General features: G+C 72.7%; 19 protein-coding genes. 4 read left to right on the top strand and 15 right to left on the bottom strand.

What is annotated here, in order from left to right; genetic code table 11:
- Window positions 1-24: 24 nt before the first annotated feature.
- On the bottom strand, window positions 25-978 hold the full coding sequence (gene era, locus EV567_RS02205) for a GTPase Era (protein ID WP_165430289.1): 954 nt from the start codon (window positions 976-978) through the stop codon (window positions 25-27).
- Between the two features lie 154 nt (window positions 979-1,132).
- Here era and EV567_RS02200 point away from each other — a divergent pair, with 154 nt between their 5' ends.
- Both EV567_RS02200 and EV567_RS02195 read left to right on the top strand, forming a co-directional pair.
- On the top strand, window positions 1,133-2,443 hold the full coding sequence (locus tag EV567_RS02200) for an ammonium transporter (protein WP_130437539.1): 1,311 nt from the start codon (window positions 1,133-1,135) through the stop codon (window positions 2,441-2,443).
- On the top strand, window positions 2,440-2,778 hold the full coding sequence (locus tag EV567_RS02195) for a P-II family nitrogen regulator (protein ID WP_130436845.1): 339 nt from the start codon (window positions 2,440-2,442) through the stop codon (window positions 2,776-2,778). The genes EV567_RS02200 and EV567_RS02195 overlap by 4 nt, the downstream gene beginning before the upstream one ends.
- Here EV567_RS02195 and EV567_RS02190 read toward each other — a convergent pair.
- The 10 genes from EV567_RS02190 to EV567_RS02145 form a co-directional block, all read right to left on the bottom strand.
- Window positions 2,775-3,824: a WxL protein peptidoglycan domain-containing protein gene (locus tag EV567_RS02190; protein WP_130436844.1), complete on the bottom strand. Its 1,050-nt coding sequence runs from the start codon at window positions 3,822-3,824 to the stop codon at window positions 2,775-2,777. The genes EV567_RS02195 and EV567_RS02190 overlap by 4 nt on opposite strands.
- Window positions 3,825-3,915: 91 nt before the next feature.
- On the bottom strand, window positions 3,916-5,241 hold the full coding sequence (locus EV567_RS02185) for a beta-xylosidase (RefSeq protein ID WP_130436843.1): 1,326 nt from the start codon (window positions 5,239-5,241) through the stop codon (window positions 3,916-3,918).
- Between the two features lie 172 nt (window positions 5,242-5,413).
- The gene (locus EV567_RS02180) at window positions 5,414-5,890 is read right to left on the bottom strand and encodes a hypothetical protein (protein ID WP_130436842.1); all 477 of its coding nucleotides are present in this window, start codon (window positions 5,888-5,890) and stop codon (window positions 5,414-5,416) included.
- A 258-nt stretch (window positions 5,891-6,148) separates the two neighbouring features.
- Window positions 6,149-6,502 carry a cytidine deaminase gene (locus EV567_RS02175; protein ID WP_130436841.1) on the bottom strand — a complete coding sequence of 118 codons (354 nt, stop codon included), beginning with the start codon at window positions 6,500-6,502 and terminating at the stop codon, window positions 6,149-6,151.
- 37 nt (window positions 6,503-6,539) lie between these two features.
- On the bottom strand, window positions 6,540-6,899 hold the full coding sequence (locus EV567_RS02170) for an MmcQ/YjbR family DNA-binding protein (protein WP_130436840.1): 360 nt from the start codon (window positions 6,897-6,899) through the stop codon (window positions 6,540-6,542).
- Between the two features lie 43 nt (window positions 6,900-6,942).
- Window positions 6,943-8,238, bottom strand: a complete 1,296-nt coding sequence (locus tag EV567_RS02165; protein WP_130436839.1) for a hemolysin family protein — start codon at window positions 8,236-8,238, stop codon at window positions 6,943-6,945.
- Window positions 8,235-8,732, bottom strand: a complete 498-nt coding sequence (gene ybeY / locus EV567_RS02160; protein WP_130436838.1) for an rRNA maturation RNase YbeY — start codon at window positions 8,730-8,732, stop codon at window positions 8,235-8,237. Before ybeY ends, EV567_RS02165 begins: the two co-directional genes overlap by 4 nt.
- Before the next feature lie 13 nt (window positions 8,733-8,745).
- Window positions 8,746-9,804, bottom strand: a complete 1,059-nt coding sequence (locus EV567_RS02155; protein WP_130436837.1) for a PhoH family protein — start codon at window positions 9,802-9,804, stop codon at window positions 8,746-8,748.
- A 149-nt stretch (window positions 9,805-9,953) separates the two neighbouring features.
- Complete coding sequence (locus EV567_RS02150) at window positions 9,954-11,102, bottom strand: carbohydrate kinase family protein (protein WP_130436836.1); 1,149 nt, start codon at window positions 11,100-11,102, stop codon at window positions 9,954-9,956.
- Window positions 11,103-11,197: 95 nt separating this feature from the next.
- Entirely contained in the window at window positions 11,198-12,487 is a 1,290-nt protein-coding gene (locus tag EV567_RS02145; RefSeq protein WP_130436835.1) for a glucarate dehydratase family protein, read from the bottom strand.
- 100 nt (window positions 12,488-12,587) lie between these two features.
- Between EV567_RS02145 and EV567_RS02140 the strand changes: the two genes are divergently transcribed.
- Together EV567_RS02140 and EV567_RS02135 are read left to right on the top strand one after the other, a co-directional pair.
- Entirely contained in the window at window positions 12,588-13,370 is a 783-nt protein-coding gene (locus EV567_RS02140) for an IclR family transcriptional regulator (RefSeq protein WP_130436834.1), read from the top strand.
- 199 nt (window positions 13,371-13,569) lie between these two features.
- Window positions 13,570-14,901, top strand: a complete 1,332-nt coding sequence (locus tag EV567_RS02135) for an MFS transporter (RefSeq protein ID WP_130436833.1) — start codon at window positions 13,570-13,572, stop codon at window positions 14,899-14,901.
- Window positions 14,902-14,911: 10 nt separating this feature from the next.
- On the opposite strand, the gene EV567_RS02130 is transcribed toward EV567_RS02135, so the two are convergent.
- The 4 genes from EV567_RS02130 to EV567_RS02115 all read right to left on the bottom strand — a co-directional run bounded on the left by EV567_RS02130 (window position 14,912) and on the right by EV567_RS02115 (window position 20,534).
- On the bottom strand, window positions 14,912-15,901 hold the full coding sequence (locus tag EV567_RS02130; protein WP_165430288.1) for an adenosine deaminase: 990 nt from the start codon (window positions 15,899-15,901) through the stop codon (window positions 14,912-14,914).
- A gap of 20 nt (window positions 15,902-15,921) precedes the next feature.
- Window positions 15,922-16,827 (bottom strand): ribonuclease Z, encoded by a 906-nt coding sequence (locus EV567_RS02125; protein WP_130436831.1) that lies wholly within the window; start codon window positions 16,825-16,827, stop codon window positions 15,922-15,924.
- A 6-nt stretch (window positions 16,828-16,833) separates the two neighbouring features.
- A complete protein-coding gene (locus EV567_RS02120) occupies window positions 16,834-17,187 on the bottom strand; it encodes a histidine triad nucleotide-binding protein (RefSeq protein WP_130436830.1) in 354 nt (117 codons plus the stop codon).
- Window positions 17,188-17,318: 131 nt separating this feature from the next.
- A complete protein-coding gene (locus EV567_RS02115) occupies window positions 17,319-20,534 on the bottom strand; it encodes a S41 family peptidase (RefSeq protein WP_130436829.1) in 3,216 nt (1,071 codons plus the stop codon).
- Window positions 20,535-20,567: the final 33 nt, after the last annotated feature.

Raw genomic sequence — 20,567 nt, 5'->3', positions numbered from 1 at the left:
CGACCAGCACAGCCCCGCCCAGCCTCAGAAGCCCAGCTTGCGCAGCTGCTTGGGGTCGCGCTGCCAGTCCTTGGCGACCTTGACGTGCAGGTCCAGGAAGACGGGCGTTCCGAGCAGCGCCTCGATCTGCTTGCGGGACTTGATGCCCACGTCCTTCAGGCGGCGTCCCTTCGGGCCGATGATGATGCCCTTCTGGCTGGGCCGCTCGATGTAGATGTTCGCGTGGATGTCGAGGAGCGGCCGGTCGGCGGGCCGGTCCTCGCGCGGCAGCATCTCCTCGACGACGACGGCGATGGAGTGCGGAAGCTCGTCCCGCACGCCCTCCAGGGCGGCCTCGCGGATCAGCTCCGCCACCATCACCTGCTCGGGCTCGTCGGTGAGGTCGCCCTCCGGGTACAGCGGCGGGCTCTCCGGCAGCATCGGCACGAGCAGGTCCGCCAGCAGCTCGACCTGCTGGTCCCCGACCGCCGAGACCGGCACGATCTGGGCCCACTCGATGCCCAGCTCCTTGCCGAGCTGGTCGATCGCGATCAGCTGCTCGGCGAGCGTCTTGGAGTCGACGAGGTCGGTCTTCGTCACGACGGCGACCTTCGGCGTCCGCTTGATCCCGGCCAGCTCCTTGGCGATGAACCGGTCGCCGGGACCCAGCTTCTCGTTGGCCGGGAGGCAGAACCCGATCACGTCCACCTCGGCCCACGTCGTGCGCACGACGTCGTTCAGCCGCTCCCCCAGCAGCGTGCGCGGCTTGTGCAGCCCCGGGGTGTCGACCAGGATCAGCTGGGCCTCGGGGCGGTGCACGATGCCCCGGACCGTGTGCCGGGTGGTCTGCGGACGGTTGGAGGTGATCGCCACCTTCTTCCCGACCAGAGCGTTCGTGAGGGTGGACTTGCCGGCGTTGGGGCGGCCCACGAAGCAGGCGAAACCGGCCCGGTGCGCGGCCTCGGCCGACTGTTCGGATGACTGGGTGCGAACGCTCATGGCGACCATTGTCCCTGATCCACGCGGCCCCGCCGACACGTGAGCTTCCCGAAACCCGCACGCAACGAAACGTCACGGAAACACACCCGTACGCAACCGGTAACGCACTGCCGTGACCCTCTGACGAGCCCCCACACCGTTGGAGACGACCGTGATCCTTGCCGCCGCCGCGCAGGTGGACACCGGCGACACCGCCTGGCTGCTCGCCGCCACCGCACTGGTCCTGTTGATGACCCCGGGCCTGGCCCTCTTCTACGGCGGCATGGTCCGCACGAAGAGCGTCCTCAACATGCTGATGATGAGCTTCGTGTCCATCGCCCTGGTCACGGTGGTGTGGCTGGCCGCGGGCTACTCCCTCGCCTTCGGCGACGACGCAGGCGGCGGCCTGATCGGCGTCCTGGACCACGCCGGGATGTCCGGCGTCGGCCCCGACAGCGTCCACGGCACGGTCCCCACCGTCCTGTTCGCCACCTTCCAGCTCACCTTCGCGATCATCACGGCGGCCCTGGTGAGCGGCGCGATCGCGGACCGCGCGAAGTTCGCGGCGTGGCTGGTCTTCGTCCCCCTCTGGGCGCTCCTCGTATACGTTCCCGTCGCCCACTGGGTGTGGGGGCCCGGCGGCTGGATCCTGGACGGGCTCGGCGCGCTCGACTTCGCGGGCGGACTCCCGGTCGAGATCACCTCCGGCGCGTCCGGTCTGGCGCTCTGCCTGGTCCTCGGTCCGCGTCTGGGCTTCAAGAAGGACGCGATGCGTCCGCACAACCTCCCCATGGTCGTGCTGGGCGCCGGACTGCTGTGGTTCGGCTGGTTCGGCTTCAACGCGGGCTCCGCGCTCGGCGCGAACGGCCTCGCGGCCGCCGTCTTCCTCAACACCCTCGCCGCCGGCTGCACCGGCCTGCTCGGCTGGCTCTTCGTCGAGCAGAAGCGCGACGGCCACCCCACCACCCTGGGCGCGGCCTCCGGCGCGGTGGCCGGTCTGGTCGCGATCACCCCGTCCTGCGGCTCGGTCTCCCTGCTCGGCGCGCTGGTCGTCGGCCTCGCCGCCGGCGTCGTCTGCTCGTACGCGGTGAGCTGGAAGTTCAAGCTGAACTACGACGACTCGCTCGACGTCGTCGGCGTCCACCTGGTCGGCGGTGTCATCGGCACCCTCCTGATCGGCGTGTTCGCCGTCGAGTCTATGACCGGCGGCCCCGAGGGCCTCGCGCACGGCGGCGGCCTCGCCCTGCTGGGCAAGCAGCTGGTGGCCGTCGTCGCCGTCGGGGCGTACGCCTTCCTCGTGACGTACGGCATCGGCAAGCTGCTGGACCGCGCGATCGGCTTCCGCGCGGACGAGGAGCACGAGCAGACCGGCCTGGACCTTACGGTGCACGCCGAGAGCGCATACGATCACGGCGTCCTGGGCCATGGCGCCCCGGTCGGCTCCTCCTCCCTCTCCTCCGTCCAGAAGGCCACCCCCCAGGCATGAAGCTCATCACCGCGATCGTCAAGCCGTACCGCCTCGACGAGGTCAAGAACGCCCTGCAGGAGCTCGGCGTGCACGGCCTCACGGTCACCGAGGCCAGCGGCTACGGCCGGCAGCGCGGCCACACCGAGGTGTACCGCGGCGCCGAGTACCAGGTCGACCTGGTGCCCAAGGTCCGTATCGAGGTCGTCGTCGAGGACGCGGTGGCGGACGACGTCATCGACGCGATCGTGCGCGCCGCGCAGACCGGGAAGATCGGGGACGGGAAGGTGTGGGCCCTGCCGGTCGAGACGGTTGTGCGGGTGCGGACGGGCGAGCGGGGGCCGGACGCCCTTTAGGTCGCTGTAGGGGCTTTCGTCCGTGGGTCCGCTTCGGCTGGTCGCGCCCCGCGGCGGAGCCGCGTGATGTCGAAGCCCCGTGCCCCTCGAGGGTGTCGCGCCCGCCGTTTCCTGAGCAGCAGCACCAGTCCTGCGCCGATGGCCGCGCCCAGCACCAACGCCGCCGGCCACGGCACGGCGAAGAAACCCGCGCTCGCTGATTCCCGCGTCTGTCTCGCGCTCGCCGTCAGCGTGACCTTTCCCCAGTCGAGTTGGGGCGCTCCGTGCCAGGGTTCCGAGAGGTGGACGCGCTGGCCCGGGAGGAGTTCCGAGGGGATCCTCGTCAGGTCGCGGGAGAGCAGGGTGCGGCCGAACAGGCCCCGGGCCCGCAGTTCGACCTTCGGGTTCAGGGTGACGTTGCCGGTGTTGCGCAGCGTGTAGGAGATCGTCGCCTCGCTGTCGCCGAAGCCGGGGACCAGCGGCCGGCTCTGTTCGACGCGGACGTCCTCGACGGTGAGCGCGGGCAGGGTGGGGCCGCCGACCTGGAGGTAGACACGGGCGCCGACGGCGCGCCGCACGCCGAGCGCGACCCCCGCCCCGCCCTTCTCGACCCGCTCGTCGAGGGCGACGATCGCCCCGGGGTGGTCGCCGGGCTCGGCGCCCTCGGGGACGCGGATCGTGAACGGCACGGTGGCCGTGCCGCGTCCGGGCACGGTGACCCGGTCCTTCGCGGGCTTCGCCCACGCCCCCACGCCCCGCATCCGCTCCCCCGCCGTCCGCACGGCGAAACCGCCGTCGCGCTCGGTGTTGTAGGCGTCGGCGGCGTAGAGGCGGAAGGTGAGCGGCGTGTCCGTCTTGTTGGTGACGACGACCGTGTCCTCGATCGTCTGGCCGGGGTCTGCGGAGACGTAGAAGTAGGGCCGTTCGGCGACGGTCGTCGAGAGGGGGTTGACCGACCAGCTGCCGTTGTCGGCGGCCCGGGCGGGCGGCGCGAGCGGGCCGAGCAGGTCCAGTGGCAGGGGCAGCAGCGTGAGGAACGTCAGGAGGAGGGCGTACGGCTTGCGCATGGGTGCGGACCCCCGCGGGCGTCGGACACGGCGGGGTGGTCGGGCGGGTGCGGACCTGTGAGGAGGACGCCCGGCCACCGGTGGACGTGGGTCAGGTGAGCGTGAGGGTCAGGACGCCGGCGTACGTGCCCGGAGGCGTGAACGCCGGTACGTCGAGGGAGAGTCGGGCGGAGGCGGTGAACTCGCCGCCGGTGAGCGTGCCGTTCGCTGTGGACGCCAGGGTCGCCCCCGTGCCGCCCACCACTCCGGCCGAACCGGCCTGACAGGTGCTGGGGCTGCCCGCCTTGGTGCCGCACTCGGGCGTCCAGCTCAGCTTCCCCGCGCCGATCTTGCCGCCCGGTCCGCTGAAGTCGGTGACCTTGCCGGTCAGCGACCAGCCGGCCGGCCCGCCGCGGAAGTCCTTGACGGTCACCGCGTTGAGGTTGCCGGTCGAGGCGCCGCCGGTGCCGAAGTCGACCGCCGACAGCTGCACGGCGTCCCCGGCCTGGGACATCGACAGGGTGCCCGCCTTGACGGTGGTCGTCAGCTTCTGGCTCCCGGGGGGTACGGGCGTGTCGTCGACGACGACGTACGCGACGGGCCCGGCGCCCAGCTCCGCGCTCCACGCGCCGCCCTCGTACGCGACCACGCCGGTGGTGGTGCGGTCGTTGACGACGAGCGAGCCGGAGACGGCGCCCTGCGCGTTCGCGGTGACGGTCGCCTTGTCCGCGGTCTGGGCGGCCCCGGACCGTCCGGCCAGGGTGACGCTCGCGCCCGGGGTGAAGCCGCCGCCGGTGACGGTGACCGCGGCGCCCGGCGCACCGGAGGCCGAACCGAGCTGGATGGAGCGGGTGTTGGCCGGCGGGTTGTCCGTCGCGGTGACCGTCTCGGACACCGGGGCGGGCGGGTTCTTCACCGTGCAGGGGGTGTCGAGTTCGAGGATGTAGCTGGTGTGGATGTTGTAGTCGCCGGGCGAGAGGGTGATCGCGCCGGGCGAGGTGACGGTGAACGTGCCGGTCATGGAGAACGAGGGGAAGGCGCCCTTGCCGGGCACCGGGTCGTTCTTCTTCGGGCCGGTGACGGTCACGCTGCCGCTCTGCGCGCCGCCGAGGGTGACCTTGCCGGTCGGGGTCATGATGTCGGCCGGCAGGGCGAGGTCGGTGGGGTTGCTGGCGGCGGGCTTGACCACCGTGTAGGTCACGGTGACGGTGTCGCCGACCTTGGCGGACGTCTTGTCCGCGGTGATCCTCCCGGTGGTGGTGCCGTCGATGTCCGGGATGCCCGCGATGGGCGGCGGGACGCAGTGCGTGGGGTAGTCCACGTCGGTGGCGGCGCCGGCCGGGCACGCCAGCGCCCCGCTCGCGGTGACCGCGAGGGTGGTCGCCCCGAGCAGCGACGCCCAGCGCCGTCTCAGGGATCTTCGGGGTGTCGAACCCATGGTGCCCCCTCCTCAAGGGTGCGGGCGCAGCGGCTCTTTCTGCGCCGACAGGGGGCATTGAGGTGCGGATCGCGACAGAAGTCAATGGATGCGGAGAGATCGACTGATGGGCCGTCAGCTTCCTGCTGACGCGGGGAAACCGACGGCCCGTGGCGCCTCTTCGCACCGGTTCTCAGTCGAACACGAACGGTCCCGGCGACTGCGGCCCGGTCGCCGTACAGGTGACGGTGATCCCGAAGACGACCATCTTCAGGGAGCCCCGGTAGAAGTCCAGGCTGTCACCGGAGGCCACGGTCCCGCCCAGCGGGCCGACCTCGATCGGGGCGCCCGTCGGCATGGCCGGGTTCACCGTGCCGGTGAAGACCCTGGCCGAACCGGTCGAGTTCGCCATCGTGAGGGTGGAGTTGATGCTGTTGGCGCCGATCGGGATCGGAGCGGTGATCGCGGTCGACTTCAGGGTGAGGGTGGCCGAGGTGCCGCTCTGGGTGGCCGTGAGGGTGGCGGCTCCGCCGCCGAACAGACCGCAGTTCGCGGTGACGCTCGCCGTCGTCGGGGCGACGGCGAGTGCGGTGGGCGCGAAGGCCAGCCCGGTGACCGCGAGGGCCCCGGCCAGCAGTGCCGCACCTGATCCGATTCGCTTGCCTCTCATGGGGGTTCCGGCTCCTTCCCGGATGTGGGGAGACGGACGGCCGGAGCGGGACGGGTGGGTGCGGGCACCTTGTCCCGGTGGGGGGTAAATCTGACGGTCCGTCGGAAACTATGCCCATTGACCCGCGGGAGAGGGAGGACGGCAAGAGCCAAATCCGGACGACACGTTCCAGCCGCCCGGCCAGGGCGACGCGGGACCACTCTCGAAGCCCCCCCGGGGGTGCTCGGAAGGCCCGGGGCACTTTGCGGCCCCGGTGTCTCAGCCCGCGGTGACGGTCAGCCGGACGGTCCCGTCGGGGCCGGCCACCAGCACCGGCGTGCCCGCGCCGCCCAGATCGGCGACGGCGGCCCGGTCCGCCTCGGCGACGGACTCGGCGTCGGTGACCACGGCCGCCGCCTCCAGCGACTTCGCCCCGGACGCCACCGCCATCGCCACCGCCGTCCGCAGCGCGCTCAGCTCCAGCGACGGCAGCGCCACCGTCCCCGCCACGTACGTACGCCCCGTCTCGTCCCGTACGGCCGCCCCCTCGGGCACCCCGTTGCGGGCCCGGACTGAACGGGCCAGGGTGACGATCTTCCGGTCCTCGGCGTCGAGCGCGGTGCTGTCGGTCATGCCCCGAGCATACGGAGCGAGCCGCCCCCGCGAACTCTCAGGGGCGGTCCAGGCGCAGCCGCTCCGCGCGCGGCAGTCCCGCCACGACCAGGTCGTACGAGTCCTCGATCAGCTCACGGACGAGCTGACCGGGCAGCGCGCCGTCCACCGTCACCGTGTTCCAGTGCCGCTTGTTCATGTGGTAGCCGGGGGCGATCAGGCCCGGGTGGTCGGCGCGCAGACGGACCGCGTCCTCCGGGTCGCACTTGAGGTTGACCTTCAGGGGCCGCGCGTCGATCCAGCTGAGGGCGAACATCTTTCCGAGCACCTTGAAGACGGAGATCTCCGGCCGGAAGGGGAAGTCCTCCGTCGCCGCCTCGAAGGACAGGCAGAAGGCGCGCAACTCCTCGGGCGTCATACGGACGTCTCCTTCTCGGGCGTCACCCGGGCTCCCCCGGGCGTCACTCGGCCGTCTCCTCCTCCGGCTTGTCCACCGGCTCCGCCAGCACCGTGACGATCTTGTTCCGGCGCCCGGCCGCCGCCTCCGCCGTCAGCCGCAGGAGCCGGCCGTCGGGCAGGTCGACGACCGCGGAGGCCCCGGCGATCGGCACCCGGCCCAGCGCCTTGGCGAGCAGACCGCCGACGGTCTCCACGTCCTCGTCGTCGTACTCCTCCAGGCCGTACAGCTCGCCCAGGTCGGTGATGTCGAGACGGGCGGTCACCCGGTGGCGGTCCTCGCCGAGTTCCTCCACCGGCGGCAGTTCACGGTCGTACTCGTCGGTGATCTCGCCGACGATCTCCTCGAGGATGTCCTCGATGGTGACGATGCCGGCGGTGCCGCCGTACTCGTCGATGACGACGGCGACGTGGTTGCGCTGCTGCTGCATCTCCCGCAGCAGATCGCCGGCGTTCTTGGTGTCGGGTACGAACGCGGCGGGCCGCATCGCCGTCGACACCAGGTCCGACTCGGCGTCCCGGCTGATGTGGGTCTTGCGGACCAGGTCCTTCAGGTACACGATCCCGACGATGTCGTCCTCGCTCTCCCCGGTGACGGGGATCCGCGAGAACCCGGAGCGCAGCGCCAGCGTGAGGGCCTGCCGGATGGTCTTGTAGCGCTCGATGACGACGAGGTCGGTGCGCGGCACCATGACCTCCCGCACGAGGGTGTCGCCCAGCTCGAAGACGGAGTGCACCATGCGGCGCTCCTCGTCCTCGATCAGCGACTCCGCCTCGGCGAGGTCCACCATCGCCCGCAGCTCCGCCTCGGAGGCGAACGGGCCGCGGCGGAAGCCCTTGCCGGGGGTGAGCGCGTTGCCGATGAGGATCAGCAGCGACGGGACCGGGCCCATGATCCGCGCCAGCGGCAGCAGCACGTACGCGGCGGCCGTCGCCGTGTTCAGCGGGTGCTGGCGGCCGATGGTGCGCGGGGAGACCCCGACGGCGACGTACGACACGAGCACCATCACGCCGATCGCGGCGAGCAGCGCCCCGGCAGTGCCGTCGATCGTGTTCAGACAGGCGTAGGTGACGAGCGCGGCGGCGGCCATCTCGCAGGCGACGCGGACCAGCAGCGCCACGTTGAGGTAACGGGTGGGGTCGGCGGCGATCTGCGCCAGCCTGGCGCTGCCGCGCCGCCCGCTCCGTACGGCCTCCTCGGCGCGGAAGCTGGAGACGCGCGCGATGCCCGCCTCCGCGCAGGCGGCGAGCCACGCCACGACCACCAGGGCGACCGCGCCGGCGACGAGCGTCGGGCTCATGAGACGGTCGGCGCCGGCGACGGACCGGTCAGGCCCTTCTCGGCCCGCCAGCCGTCCACGATGGCCGCCTGGAGGCCGAACATCTCGGCCTTCTCGTCGGCCTCCTCGTGGTCGTAGCCCAGCAGGTGCAGCACGCCGTGGACGGTGAGCAGCTGGAGCTCCTCGTCCATGGAGTGCTGCGTCGGCGCCTCCTTGCCCTGCTTCTCGGCGACCTCGGGGCACAGCACGATGTCGCCGAGCAGCCCCTGCGGCGGCTCGTCGTCGTCCTTCGACGGCGGCCGCAGCTCGTCCATCGGGAAGGACATGACGTCCGTCGGGCCGGGCAGGTCCATCCACTGGATGTGGAGCTGCTCCATGGCGTCGGAGTCCACGACGATCACCGAGAGCTCGGAGAGCGGGTGGATGCGCATCCGCGCGAGCGCGTAGCGGGCGATGTCGAGGATCGCCTGCTCGTCGACCTCGGTTCCGGACTCGTTGTTGACGTCGATCGACATGGTGCTGGCTTGTCTACTTCCGCTTGTTGCGGCCGCCCTTGTGGGTGCCGTTCTCCGTGCCGTGGTGGCTGTCGTACTTCTCGTACGCGTCGACGATACGGCCCACCAGCTTGTGCCGTACGACGTCCTGGGACGACAGCCGCGAGAAGTGGACGTCCTGGACGCCCTCCAGGATCTCCTGCACCTGCCGCAGCCCCGACTTGGTGCCGGAGGGCAGGTCCACCTGCGTCACGTCACCCGTGATCACGATCTTCGAGTCGAAGCCGAGCCGGGTGAGGAACATCTTCATCTGCTCGGGGGAGGTGTTCTGGGCCTCGTCGAGGATGATGAAGGCGTCGTTCAGGGTCCGGCCCCTCATGTACGCCAGCGGCGCGACCTCGATCGTCCCCGCAGCCATCAGCCGGGGGATCGAGTCCGGGTCCAGCATGTCGTGCAGGGCGTCGTACAGCGGGCGCAGGTAGGGGTCGATCTTCTCGTAGAGGGTTCCGGGGAGGAAGCCGAGGCGTTCGCCGGCCTCCACCGCGGGGCGGGTCAGGATGATGCGGTTGACCTGCTTGGACTGCAGGGCCTGGACCGCCTTCGCCATCGCCAGGTACGTCTTGCCGGTGCCGGCGGGGCCGATGCCGAAGACGACGGTGTGCTTGTCGATCGCGTCGACGTAGCGCTTCTGGTTCAGGGTCTTGGGGCGGATGGTGCGGCCGCGCGAGGACAGGATGTTCTGCGTCAGTACCTCGGCCGGGGTCTCCTGGCCGTCGCTCGTCCCGTTCTCACTCGCCCGCAGCATGGCGATCGAGCGTTCCACTGCGTCCTCCGTCATCGGCTGCCCGGTGCGGAGCACCAGCATCATCTCGTCGAACAGGCGCTGGATGAGGACGACCTCGTGCGGGTCGCCGGTAGCGCTGATCTCATTGCCCCGGACGTGGATGTCGGCCGCCGGGAAGGCCGTCTCGATCACGCGCAGGAGGGAGTCTCCGGATCCCAGCACGGTCACCATGGGGTGCTGGGCGGGAACGGTGAACTGTGCTCTCGCCTTGCCCTGCGCGGGCGTCTGAGCTGTGGGTGTCTCAGTCATAGGCCGGCCCGAAGGCCTCTACGTCCTCCCGGATACGTCTCGCCTGCCACAAGGGCGGCCTGGCGTGTTCCAGGGTACGCCAGGGGGCTGACAACACCGCAGGGGTTTTCGAACAGTCGCGTCGGGAGCGGCGGGGGCGCGGCTCCCGTTCAGGCCGAGCGGCGGAAGCCGATCGTGGGGACGGCGCGGCGGCGCGGCCACGGGGTGGTCTCGCGGCCCGCCGGGAGGAGGCCGTCGAGGAACTCGTAGCGGCGCAGCGCCTCGGGGTCCTGGCCGTCGACGGACTGGACCCTGCGCCACCAGGCGGCGATCTCGGACCAGCCGGGGGCGGAGAGCGAGCCGCCGAACTCCTGGACGGAGAGGGCGGCGGTCAGTCCGGCGAAGGCGAGGCGGTCGGCGAGCGGCCAGCCGGCGAGGGCGCCGGTGACGAAGCCGGCCACGAAGACGTCCCCCGCGCCGGTGGGGTCGAGGGCCTCCACGGCGATGGCGGGGACCTCGGCGGTCTCGCCGGTGCGCCGGTCGACGGCGTACGCGCCGTCGGAGCCGAGGGTGACGACGGCGAGCGGGACGTGTTCGGTGAGGGCGTGGGCGGCGGCGCGGGGGCAGGAGGTGCCGGTGTAGCGCATCGCCTCCTCGGCGTTCGGCAGGAACGCCTCGCAGTGCTTCAGGTCGGTGAGGCCGGCCAGGTCCCAGGCGCCGGTGTCGTCCCAGCCGACGTCGGCGAAGACGCGGGTGCCGAGGCCGGCGGCGCGGGCGATCCAGGGCGCGCCGCGGCCGGGGGTGAGGGAGGCGACGGCGGCGCGGGCGTGCGGCGGGGCGGCGGGGGCGCCGTCCTGGAGGAGGACCTCCTCGGGGGGCGGTTCGTGGCCGTGGGAGACCATGGTGCGTTCGCCCTCGTAGGCCATGGAGACGGTGACCGGGGAGTGCCAGTGGGGGATGGTGCGGGAGGGGGTGAGGTCGATGCCCTCGCCCTGTTCCAGCGCGTCCCAGCAGTACTCGCCGTAGTGGTCGTCGCCGAAGGCTGCGGCCAGGGAGGTGCGCAGGCCGAGGCGGGCGAGGGCGGTGGCCATGTTGGCGACGCCGCCGGGGCTGGAGCCCATGCCGCGGGCCCAGGACTCGGTGCCGCGGACGGGCGCGGAGTCGAGGCCGGTGAAGATGATGTCCAGGAAGACGGTGCCGGTGAGGTAGACGTCCCAGGGCGGGTCGGCCGCGCCGCGCAGGCCGGCCAGCGGGTCGACCTGTGCCTCCCGGTGGTGCCGGTGGTGTCCCTCTCCGGTGGACGCGATGGACGCGGTCACTGTGCGCTCCCTGACGTGGTGCCGATCTGGCCAGTGTGCACCACGCCCCGGACGGGCGTCCGCAGCCCCGCGCGGGACCGCGGACGCGTCCGGGCTCACCAGCGGGGCACGCTCGGGGTGGTCCAGGCGGGGTCGGTGAGGCGCATCGCCGCCGCGTCGTCGCGGTCGCGCAGGGCGCCGGAGTCGTTCAGCCAGCGTTCGTGGAGGAACCTCAGTCGGTCGTGGTCGAGTTCGACGCCCAGTCCGGGCGCGTCGGACACGGTGACCTTGCCGTCGTCGAAGGTGAGGCGTTCGGTGAGGACGTCCTCGGACTGCCAGGGGTAGTGGGAGTCGCAGGCGTGGTGGAGGTCGGGGACGGTGGCCGCGACGTGGGTCATGGCGGCGAGACTGATCCCGAGGTGGGTGTTGGAGTGCATGGAGACCCCGACGCCGAACGTGCGGCAGACGGCGGCGAGTTGCTGGGTGTTGCGCAGTCCGCCCCAGTAGTGGTGGTCGGAGAGCACGACCTGCACGGCGCCCTTGGCGAACGCCTCTGCGATCTCCGCGAACGTGGTCACGCACATGTTGGTGGCGAGCGGGACGTCGGTCCGGGCGGCGACCTCGGCCATCGCGACTGTGCCGAGCGCGGGGTCCTCCAGGTACTCCAGCACGTCCCCGAGCTCCTCGGCGACCCGCAGTGAAGTCGCCACGCTCCAGGACCCGTTGGGGTCGAGCCGCAGGGGGTGCCCGGGGAACGCCTCGGCGAGGGCGCGCACGGCGGCGATCTCCTCGTCGGGGGGGAAGACGCCGCCCTTGAGCTTGAACGAGGTGAAGCCGTACCGCTCCTTGAAGCGGCGGGCCTGCTCGACCACGCCTGCCGGGTCGACGGCGGCCCCCCAGTCGTCCTTCTCGCAGGCCACGCCCTCGGGATGGCCGGCCCACTTGTAGAAGAGGTAGGCGCTGTACTCGACGGTGTCGCGCACCTTGCCGCCGAGGAGGGTGTGGACGGGCAGCCCGAGCGTCTTGCCGAGCGCGTCGAGGCAGGCGACCTCGAACGCGGAGACGACGGAGAGCCGCAGCTTGTCGGCGGTCTGCACCCCGCGCAGCCCGCCCACGTCGACCTGGCCGGAGACGCGGGAGTCGTCGACGGTCACCGCGCCCGCGAGGACGAACAGCCCGTTCAGATCACCGATCTGACGGCCGGTCAATCGCGCGGCGAGGGGGCGGGCCAGTTCCAGGTACTTGGTGTCGCCGTAGGTCTCCCCGACGCCCGTGACCCCGTCGGCGGTCGTGACCTCCACGATCAGCCGGGGGGTGTACGGCTGGTGGACGCCCTGCGTGTTCAGCAGCGGCGGGTCGGCGACGAGGATCGGGGTCAGCCGTACGTCCGTGATGGTGAGGTCCACGTCCCACTCCTGTCTACGTATGAAGACGAAGGATAGGTAGGTGAACGCACTCGCGTCAACGGCCGCGCGCCGCGCGGCGCCTCCGGACTACCATCGGCGCATGTCGGAGACGGGCGGCGTCCGCGAGGTGAAGTCCGCCGCGCGCACGGTGGAGCTGCTGGAACTGCTCGCGGCGCGCGGGGACCGTCCGGCACGCCTTCAGGAGCTGTCGGACGAGCTGGAAGTGCCGCGCAGTTCGATGTACGCGCTGCTCCAGACCCTGATCGGCCGCGGCTGGGTCCGCACCGACGTCACCGGCTCGCTCTACGGCATCGGCATCCACGCCCTGCTGACCGGCACGAGCTACCTCGACTCCGACCCCCGGGTCCGGCTGGTGCGCCCGTATCTCGACGAGGCGTCCGAGGCGCTGGGCGAGACGATCCACCTGGGCCGGCTGGACGGGCGGGACGTGGCCTATCTGGCGACCCGCGAGTCGCACGAGTACCTGCGCACGATCAGCAGGGTCGGCCGCCGGCTCCCCGCGCACGTGGGCGCGCTGGGCAAGGCGCTGCTGGCCGAACGCCCCGACGCGGAGCTGCCCGAGGGTCCGTACGAGGCGCTCACCCCGCGGTCGCACACGAGCCGCGCCACGCTCCTCGCCGACCTGATGGAAGTGCGGGCGCGCGGATACTCCGTGGACCGTGAGGAGGGCGTGAGCGGCATCGCCGGCTTCGGCTTCGCACTGCGCTACGACACGCCCGCGCAGGACGCGATCAGCTGCTCGGCGCCGGTGGCCCGGCTGACGCCGGCCCACGAGGCGCGGATCGTCGCGGTGATGCGGGAGACCAGGGCGCGGATCGAATCGACGGCGCCGAGGGCGACCGGGTCGGTCGACTGGCGTTAGCCGCCGACCCAAGGACCGCTAGGACGAAAGCTGTTACCCGGCCCTCGCCGCACCAAACCTGACGTGATCCACATCACCCGGCCCGGGCTACTGTTCGCAACCGCTTGCTTGATACAAATTGCCCGCGCGTTCCTGTCCGTCGACGGTCGGCGCCCCCTCCCCCTTTCGAGCCGCCCCTTTCGCACGCCCAGGAACGCCCGTGTTCGCCCCCCGCACCACTCCCTGGCCCCTCGTCGCCCTTTTCACGGCCGGGTACCTCGCCCCCTATCTGCTGCCCACCGTCGTCGGCCGGCTGGACGCGGGGCTTCCGCTGTCCGCCACCGAGGCCGGCGCCGTCGGCAGCGCCCTGCTGCTGAGTTCGGCGTCGGCCGGGTTCGCCCTCGCCTCCCGGGTGGAGCGGATCGGCGCCCGCACCCTGGCCCGGCTCGGGCTGGTGCTGGCCGTGCTCGGCTACGGCGGGGCCGCCCTCGCCGGCAGCGTGCCCGCGGTGGTCGCGGGCGCGGTCCTCGGCGGGTTCGGCTCCGGTACGGCCACGACGGTCGCCGCGACCCGGATCGCCGCCCAGCCCGACCCGCACCGGGCCTCCACGCTCGGCCTGCTCGGCGTCTCCGCCCTCGCGGGGGCCGTCTATCTGACGGTCCCGCACCTGGGCCCCGGGCACGGGCAGCCGCTGGCGGCGATCGCGCTGACCGCCCTCGCCGTGTGGCCGTCGACGAGCCGGCTCCCGGCCCGCACGGTCACCGCGCCGGCCCGGCAGGGCTCGACCGGCTCCCGGCTCCCCCATCTGCGGTCGGGGCTGGTGCTCGCCGTGGCGATGCCGTGCTGGTCGCTCGTGCAGAACTCCCTGTGGGGCGTCAGCGGGCGGATCGGCCTGACGCAGGCGCACCTCACCGAGGCCACCGTCGGCGGGGTGTTCGCGGTGGCCCTGGGGGCCGGGCTGCTGGGGGTGCTGGGTGCCGGGGCACTCGGCCCGCGGCTCGGCCGGGCCGCGCCGATCGGCGGCGGGACCGTGCTGATCGCCGGGTGCGTCGCGCTGAGCGCGTCCGCGACCGGACTGGGCAGCTTCGCGGCCGGCGAGATCGCCTGGAACGTGCTCTACCCGATCGTGCTGTCGTACCTGATCGGGCTGGCCGCCTCGCTCGACCCGCGCGGCCGCTGGGCGGTGCTCGTCGGGTCGGCGTCCTCGCTGGGGACGGCGGCCGGCCCGCTGACCGGGAGTCTGCTGTCGGCGCAGGCCGGGTTCCCCGCGATGGGGCTGGTCCTGGGCGCCGGTCTGCTGGTCGTCGCCGTCCCGCTGACCGCCGTCGCCCTGCACACGGGCGGACGCCCGCTGCTGGCGGGCGCGGTGCGCCGGCGCGGCGGCACCCCGGCGGCCGTGGTCGCCGCGGCCACCGGCGCGCCGAACGGCTCGGTGCCGCAGGTCGGCGCTCCCGAGCAGCCGGTCGTGGACATCGTGCTGGACACCCCGGTCGCGCCCGTGCGGGGCGCGTACGACACGGCCGGTCCCCGGCGGGCGGGCGCCGGGGACTGACCGGGGCCGGTCAGAAGGCGTACGCCTCCACCTCGGCCAGGTACCGGGCCCGCAGTTCCTCGTCGTCCTCCAGGAAGGAGGCGACGAAGGAGTTGCGGGCCAGCTCGCGCAGCCGCTCCTCGTCCAGGCCCAGCGTCCGCCGTACGGCGTCGAAGTTGTCGCCGGCGTAGCCGCCGAAGTAGGCCGGGTCGTCGGAGTTGACCGTGCACAGCAGCCCGGCGTCGAGCATCGCGGGCAGCGGGTGGTCGGCGAGGGTGTCGACGGCGCGCAGCCGGACGTTGGACAGCGGGCACAGCGTCAGCGGGATCCGCTCGCGCACCAGCCGCGCCACCAGGTCCGGGTCCTCCATGCAGCGCAGCCCGTGGTCGACGCGTTCGACGCCGAGCACGTCCAGCGCCTCGGTGATGTACTCGGGCGGCCCCTCCTCGCCGGCGTGCGCGACCCGGCGCAGCCCCAGCGCGGCGGCGGCCTCGTACACCTCGCGGAACTTCACCGGCGGGTGCCCCACCTCGGCCGAGTCGAGCCCGACTCCGGTGATCCGGTCCAGGTACGGCTTCGCCGCGTCCAGGGTGGCGAGGGCCGACTCGGCGGACTCGTCGCGCAGGAAGCACAGGATCAGCCGGGTGGAGACGCCGTGCCGCTCCCGGCTGCGGCCGAGGGCCCGCCACAGCCCCTCGACGACCGTGCCCATCGACACCCCCCGGTCGAGGTGCGCCTGCGGGTCGAAGAAGATCTCCGCGTGGCGCACGCCCTGCGCGGCCGCCCGCGCGAGGTAGGCGTCGGCGAGGTCCTCGAAGTCCCGCTCGGTGCGCAGAACCGCCATCAGCTCGTAGTACAGGTTCAGGAAGGACTGGAGGTCCTCGAACCGGTACGCCTCACGCAGTTCCTCGGTGTCCTTGTACGGCAGCGACACCCCGTTGCGGGCGGCCAGCTCGAAAGCCAGCTCGGGCTCCAGGGTGCCTTCGATGTGCAGGTGCAGTTCAGCTTTGGGGAGGGACATCAAAGCATCGTACGGCCGCTTCACCGCCGTTTCGGAACCGGCACTCGCAGCAGGTCGTGGGCGACGGTCAGCTCGCCGTCGAACCCGGCGGCCCTCGCCTGCCGCTCGAACTCCCCGGGGTCGGAGTAGCGCTGACTGAAGTGGGTGAGGACGAGATGCCGCACCCCGGCGTCCCGGGCGACCCGCGCCGCCTGACCTGCCGTCAGGTGACCGTGCTCGATGGCGAGTTCGACGTCGTCGTCGAGGAACGTGGACTCGATCACCAGCATGTCGCAGCCCTCGGCGAGCGCGTGCACGCCGTCGCACAGCCGGGTGTCCATGACGAACGCGAACCGCTGCCCGCGCCGCGCCTCGCTGACGTCCTCCAGGGTGACGCCGCCGATCGCGCCCTCCCGCTGGATCCGCCCCACGTCGGGCCCCCTCAGCCCGTGTGCGGCGAGCCGGTCGGGCAGCATGCGGCGGCCGTCCGGCTCGACGAGGCGGTAGCCGTAGGACTCCACCGGGTGGGACAGCCGGCGCGCCTCAAGGGTGTACGAGCCGGTCGTCACCAGCGGCCCGTCCGCGTCGACCGGGGCCTCGGTGACGCCGACGGTCTCGCGGTAGGCGGTGGCGTAGCGGAGCCGGTCGAAGAAGCGCTGCCCGGAGCGCGGGTAGTGGGCGGTGACCGGATGCGGCACCTTGTCGAGGTTGACGCGCTGGATGACCCCGGCGAGACCGAGGGAGTGGTCGCCGTGGAAGTGGGTGACGCAGATCCGGTTCAGGTCGTGGGCGGCGACGCCGGCGCGCACCATCTGGCGCTGGGTGCCCTCGCCGGGGTCGAAGAGGAGGCCCTCGCCGTCCCAGCGCAGGAAGTAGCCGTTGTGGTTGCGATGCCGGGTCGGGACCTGGCTGGCGGTGCCGAGGACGACCAACTCGCGTACGGACACGGCGGGTTATCCGGGGGGCCAGTGCAGGCCGCGGCCGCCGAGGAGGTGCGCGTGGGCGTGCCAGACGGTCTGGCCGGCGCCGCTGCCGGTGTTGAAGACGGTGCGGTAGCTGTCCAGCTTCTCCAGGTCGGCGACGGTCTGCGTCTCGCGGAGGACGTCGGCGGCGAGCTGCGGCGCTTCGGCGGCGAGGGCGGCGGCGTCCTGGTGGTGCGCCTTGGGGATCACCAGGATGTGGGTGGGGGCCTGGGGGTTGATGTCCCGGAAGGCGAGGGTGGTCTCCGTCTCGCGGACGATGGTCGCGGGGACGTGGCCCTCGACGATCTTGCAGAACAGGCAGTCGTCCTGCGGTTCCCCTGCCATACGGGTCTCCTCTTCTCGCCGGTGATCTCTGTGGGGGCATGGTATCGACCGCCGTCGGCTTGCGGGCGGAGGCGGATTTCCGCTCACCCTTCTCCCGAGCGAGTCGGGTGGTGGGTGGGCACAGGCCGGGGTCAGTCCAGTGCGGGCGGGGTCTTCGCCGGCGTCGACTCCAGTGCGGCCAGCGCCAGCGACACCGCCTCGTCCAGCTGGACGTCCCGGCCCGCCGCGTGGTCCTGGGGGCGGACGACGACCTCGACGTCGGGGTCGACGCCGTGGTTCTCCACCCCCCACCCGAAGCCCTCCAGCCAGATCGCGTACTTCGGCTGGGTGATCAGCGTCCCGTCGACCAGGCGGTACCGGCTGTCGATGCCGATCGTCCCGCCCCATGTGCGCGTGCCCACCACGGGACCGATCCCGAGCGCCTTGACCGCGGCGTTCACGATGTCCCCGTCGGAGCCGGAGAACTCGTTGGCGACGGCGACGACGGGCCCGCGCGGCGCGTCCTCCGGGTAGCTGGTGGGCCGCATCCCGCGCGGCACGTCCCAGCCGACGATGCGCCGCGCCAGCTTCTCCACCACCAGCTGGGAGGTGTGCCCGCCCCGGTTCTCCCGCACGTCGACGACGAGCCCCTCGCGGGCCACCTCGATGCGCAGGTCCCGGTGGAGCTGCGCCCAGCCGGAGCCGACCATGTCGGGGACGTGCAGATAGCCGAGCCGCCCGCCGGACTTCTCGTGCACGTAGGCCCGCCGGTCCGCGACCCACGCGTGGTAGCGCAGCGCCTCCTCGTCGTCGGTCGGCACGACCACGGCGTGCCGCGGCTCACCCCCGCCGGCCGGCGAGATCGTCAGCTCGACCGCCTTGCCGGCGGTGCCGACGAGCAGCGGTCCGGGCCCGGTGACCGGGTCGACGGGATGCCCGGCGACGGCGGCGATCGCGTCGCCGGGGCGCACGGCGACGCCGGGCGCGGCGAGCGGGGAGCGGGCGTCGGGGTCGGAGGTCTCCGCCGGCAGGATCCGGTCGATGCGCCAGCTGCCGTCCTCGTGACGGGAGATGTCGGCGCCCAGCAGGCCCTGCCGGGCGCCGCCGCCGTAGCCGCCGCGGGGCATGACGTAGGCGTGCGAGGTGCCGAGTTCGCCGTGCACCTCCCACAGCAGGTCGATCAGGTCGTCCTTGGTCGCCACCCGCTCCAGGATCGGGCGGTAGCGGTCGAGGACGCCGTCCCAGTCGACGCCGCCGAGGTCGGGCCGCCAGAAGTTGTCCCGCATGACGCGGCCGGTCTCGTCGTACATCTGCCGCCACTCGGCGGCCGGGTCGACCGTCTGGCGTACGCGGCCGAGGTCGACGGTGATGTTGGAGTCGCTGTCCTCGTCGCCGGAGGCGCGCCGGTCGCTGGGGACGACCTTGAGCTTGTGGTCGGTCCACAGCAGCAGCCGTTTGCCGTCGCCGCTGACGTCGAAGTCGTCGACGTCGGAGGCGAGATGGTCCAGGCGGCGGTGGGCGAGGTCGTAGCGCTCCAGCTCGGTGTGCGGGTCGGGGTCGTCGGGGGTGGCGCGGGAGGCGCCGAGGACGCCGCGCACCGGGTGGCGCAGCCAGAGCACGCCGTCCTTGGCGGCGCGCAGCGTGGAGTAGCGGGCGGCCTCGACGGGGAAGGGGATGATCCGGTCGGCGAGGCCTTCGAGGTCGATGCGGGTGGCCGGCGTGCCCTCGCTGTCGGGGGTCTCGTCCTTGTCGGGGGCCTCGAAGGGCCGACCGTGCCGCTGCGGGCCGAACGGGGAGGGGGTGGTGGCGGCCAGTGTGACGAGGTGCGGGCGGGCGCCGGCGACGAAGGACAGGTCGAAGGCGTGCTCGTCGTAGACGGGGTCGAAGGCGCGGGTCGACAGGAACGCGAGGTGCTTGCCGTCGAGGGTGAAGGCGGGCGCGAAGTCCCGGAAGCGCAGCGGGGTCGCCTCGGTGACCGACAGGTCGGTGGTGTTGGCGAGCTTGAGCTGGCTGAGCGGGCGCGGGCCGGGGTGCGACCAGGCGAGCCAGCCGGAGTCGGGGGAGAAGACCAGGTCGCCGACCTCGCCGTCGGCGCTGCGGTCGACCTCGCGGACCTCGCCGGTCTCCCGTTCGACGAGCAGCAGCCGCCCGTCGTGCGCGGCGACGGCGGCCCGGCTGCCGTCGGGGGACATGGCCAATTCCAGGACCCGGCCGAGGCGCCCGGCGGCGAGCCGGCGCGGGGCCGCGCCGGGGGCCGCCCCGGTGGCGGGGGCGAACTCCAAGGCGTCCTCGCCCTCGGCGTCCGTCACCCACACCACCCACTCCTCGCCCTCCACGCGGAAGGTGTGCGGCAGCCGGGCCCGCACGCCCGGCTCGGCGGCCAGCGCGCGGGCGGGCCCGTGGCGGTGGGTGACCCAGTGGATCGCGCCGCGGATCTCCACGGCGCTGCCGCGCGCGGTGTGGTCGGGCATCGCGGAGCCCATCCAGCGGGCGGCGGCGACCGGGAACGGCCGCCGGTCGGTGCGCTGTCCGCCGAGGCGGACGTCGAGCCGGCGCGGCTCGGCCCCGTCGAGGTCGTCGAGGATCCACAGCTCGCCCGCACTGACGTACACGATCCGGCTGCCGTCACCGGCGGCCTGGCGGGCGTAAAAACCGTCGAGCGGGGTGTGCCGGCGCAGGTCGGAGCCGTCGGCGAGGGAGGAGTAGAGCGCGCCGACGCCCTCGTGGTCGGAGAGGAAGGCGATCCGGTCGCCCGCCCACACGGGGTACTCGATGTTGCCGTCGAGATCCTCGTGCAGCCGGGTGAACTCCCCGGCGCCTTCTCCGTCGCCGACGGAGCGGTCGATCCACAGCTTGCCCGCGGTGCCGCCCCGGTAGCGCTTCCAGTGGGCGGCCTCGCGGCTCATGGTCGCGGACAGCAGCACGGTGTGCGGGCCGTGGGCGACGCCGCCGACGGGGCCGTACGGCAGGACCGTCGAGGGTCCGCCGTCGAGCGGGACGGCGTGCGCCCAGCTGCGGCGAAGGCTGGCCTGGCCGTGTGCGGTGAGCGCCAGGACCTGGCCCTCGGGGGTCCAGCCGTGCACCTGGGTGCGCCAACACCCCCAATACGTGAGCCTGGTGGACGGTCCGCCGTCGACGGGGGCGATGTGCGCCTCGGGGGCGCCGTCGCGGGTGGAGGTCCAGGCGACGGTCGTGCCGTCGGGCGAGACGCGCGGTGTGGAGACGGGCACGTTGTCGGCGCTGACCCGCCAGGCGCGGCCGCCGTCGAGGGGGGCGAGCCACACGTCGTCCTCGGCGGTGAAGGCCACCAGTTCGCCGTGCAGATGCGGGTATCGGATGTACGCAGCAGGCGTCGCGGACTGTGTCACCCGATCACTCTAGGCAAGGGCGCGGGCCGTGAA

The organism is Streptomyces sp. BK239 (assembly GCF_004217285.1).
In the GTDB taxonomy this organism is placed as follows: Bacteria; Actinomycetota; Actinomycetes; order Streptomycetales; family Streptomycetaceae; genus Streptomyces.
Note: the sequence above shows the minus strand (reverse complement) of the source record. Positions and strands in the feature narration are given on the sequence as shown.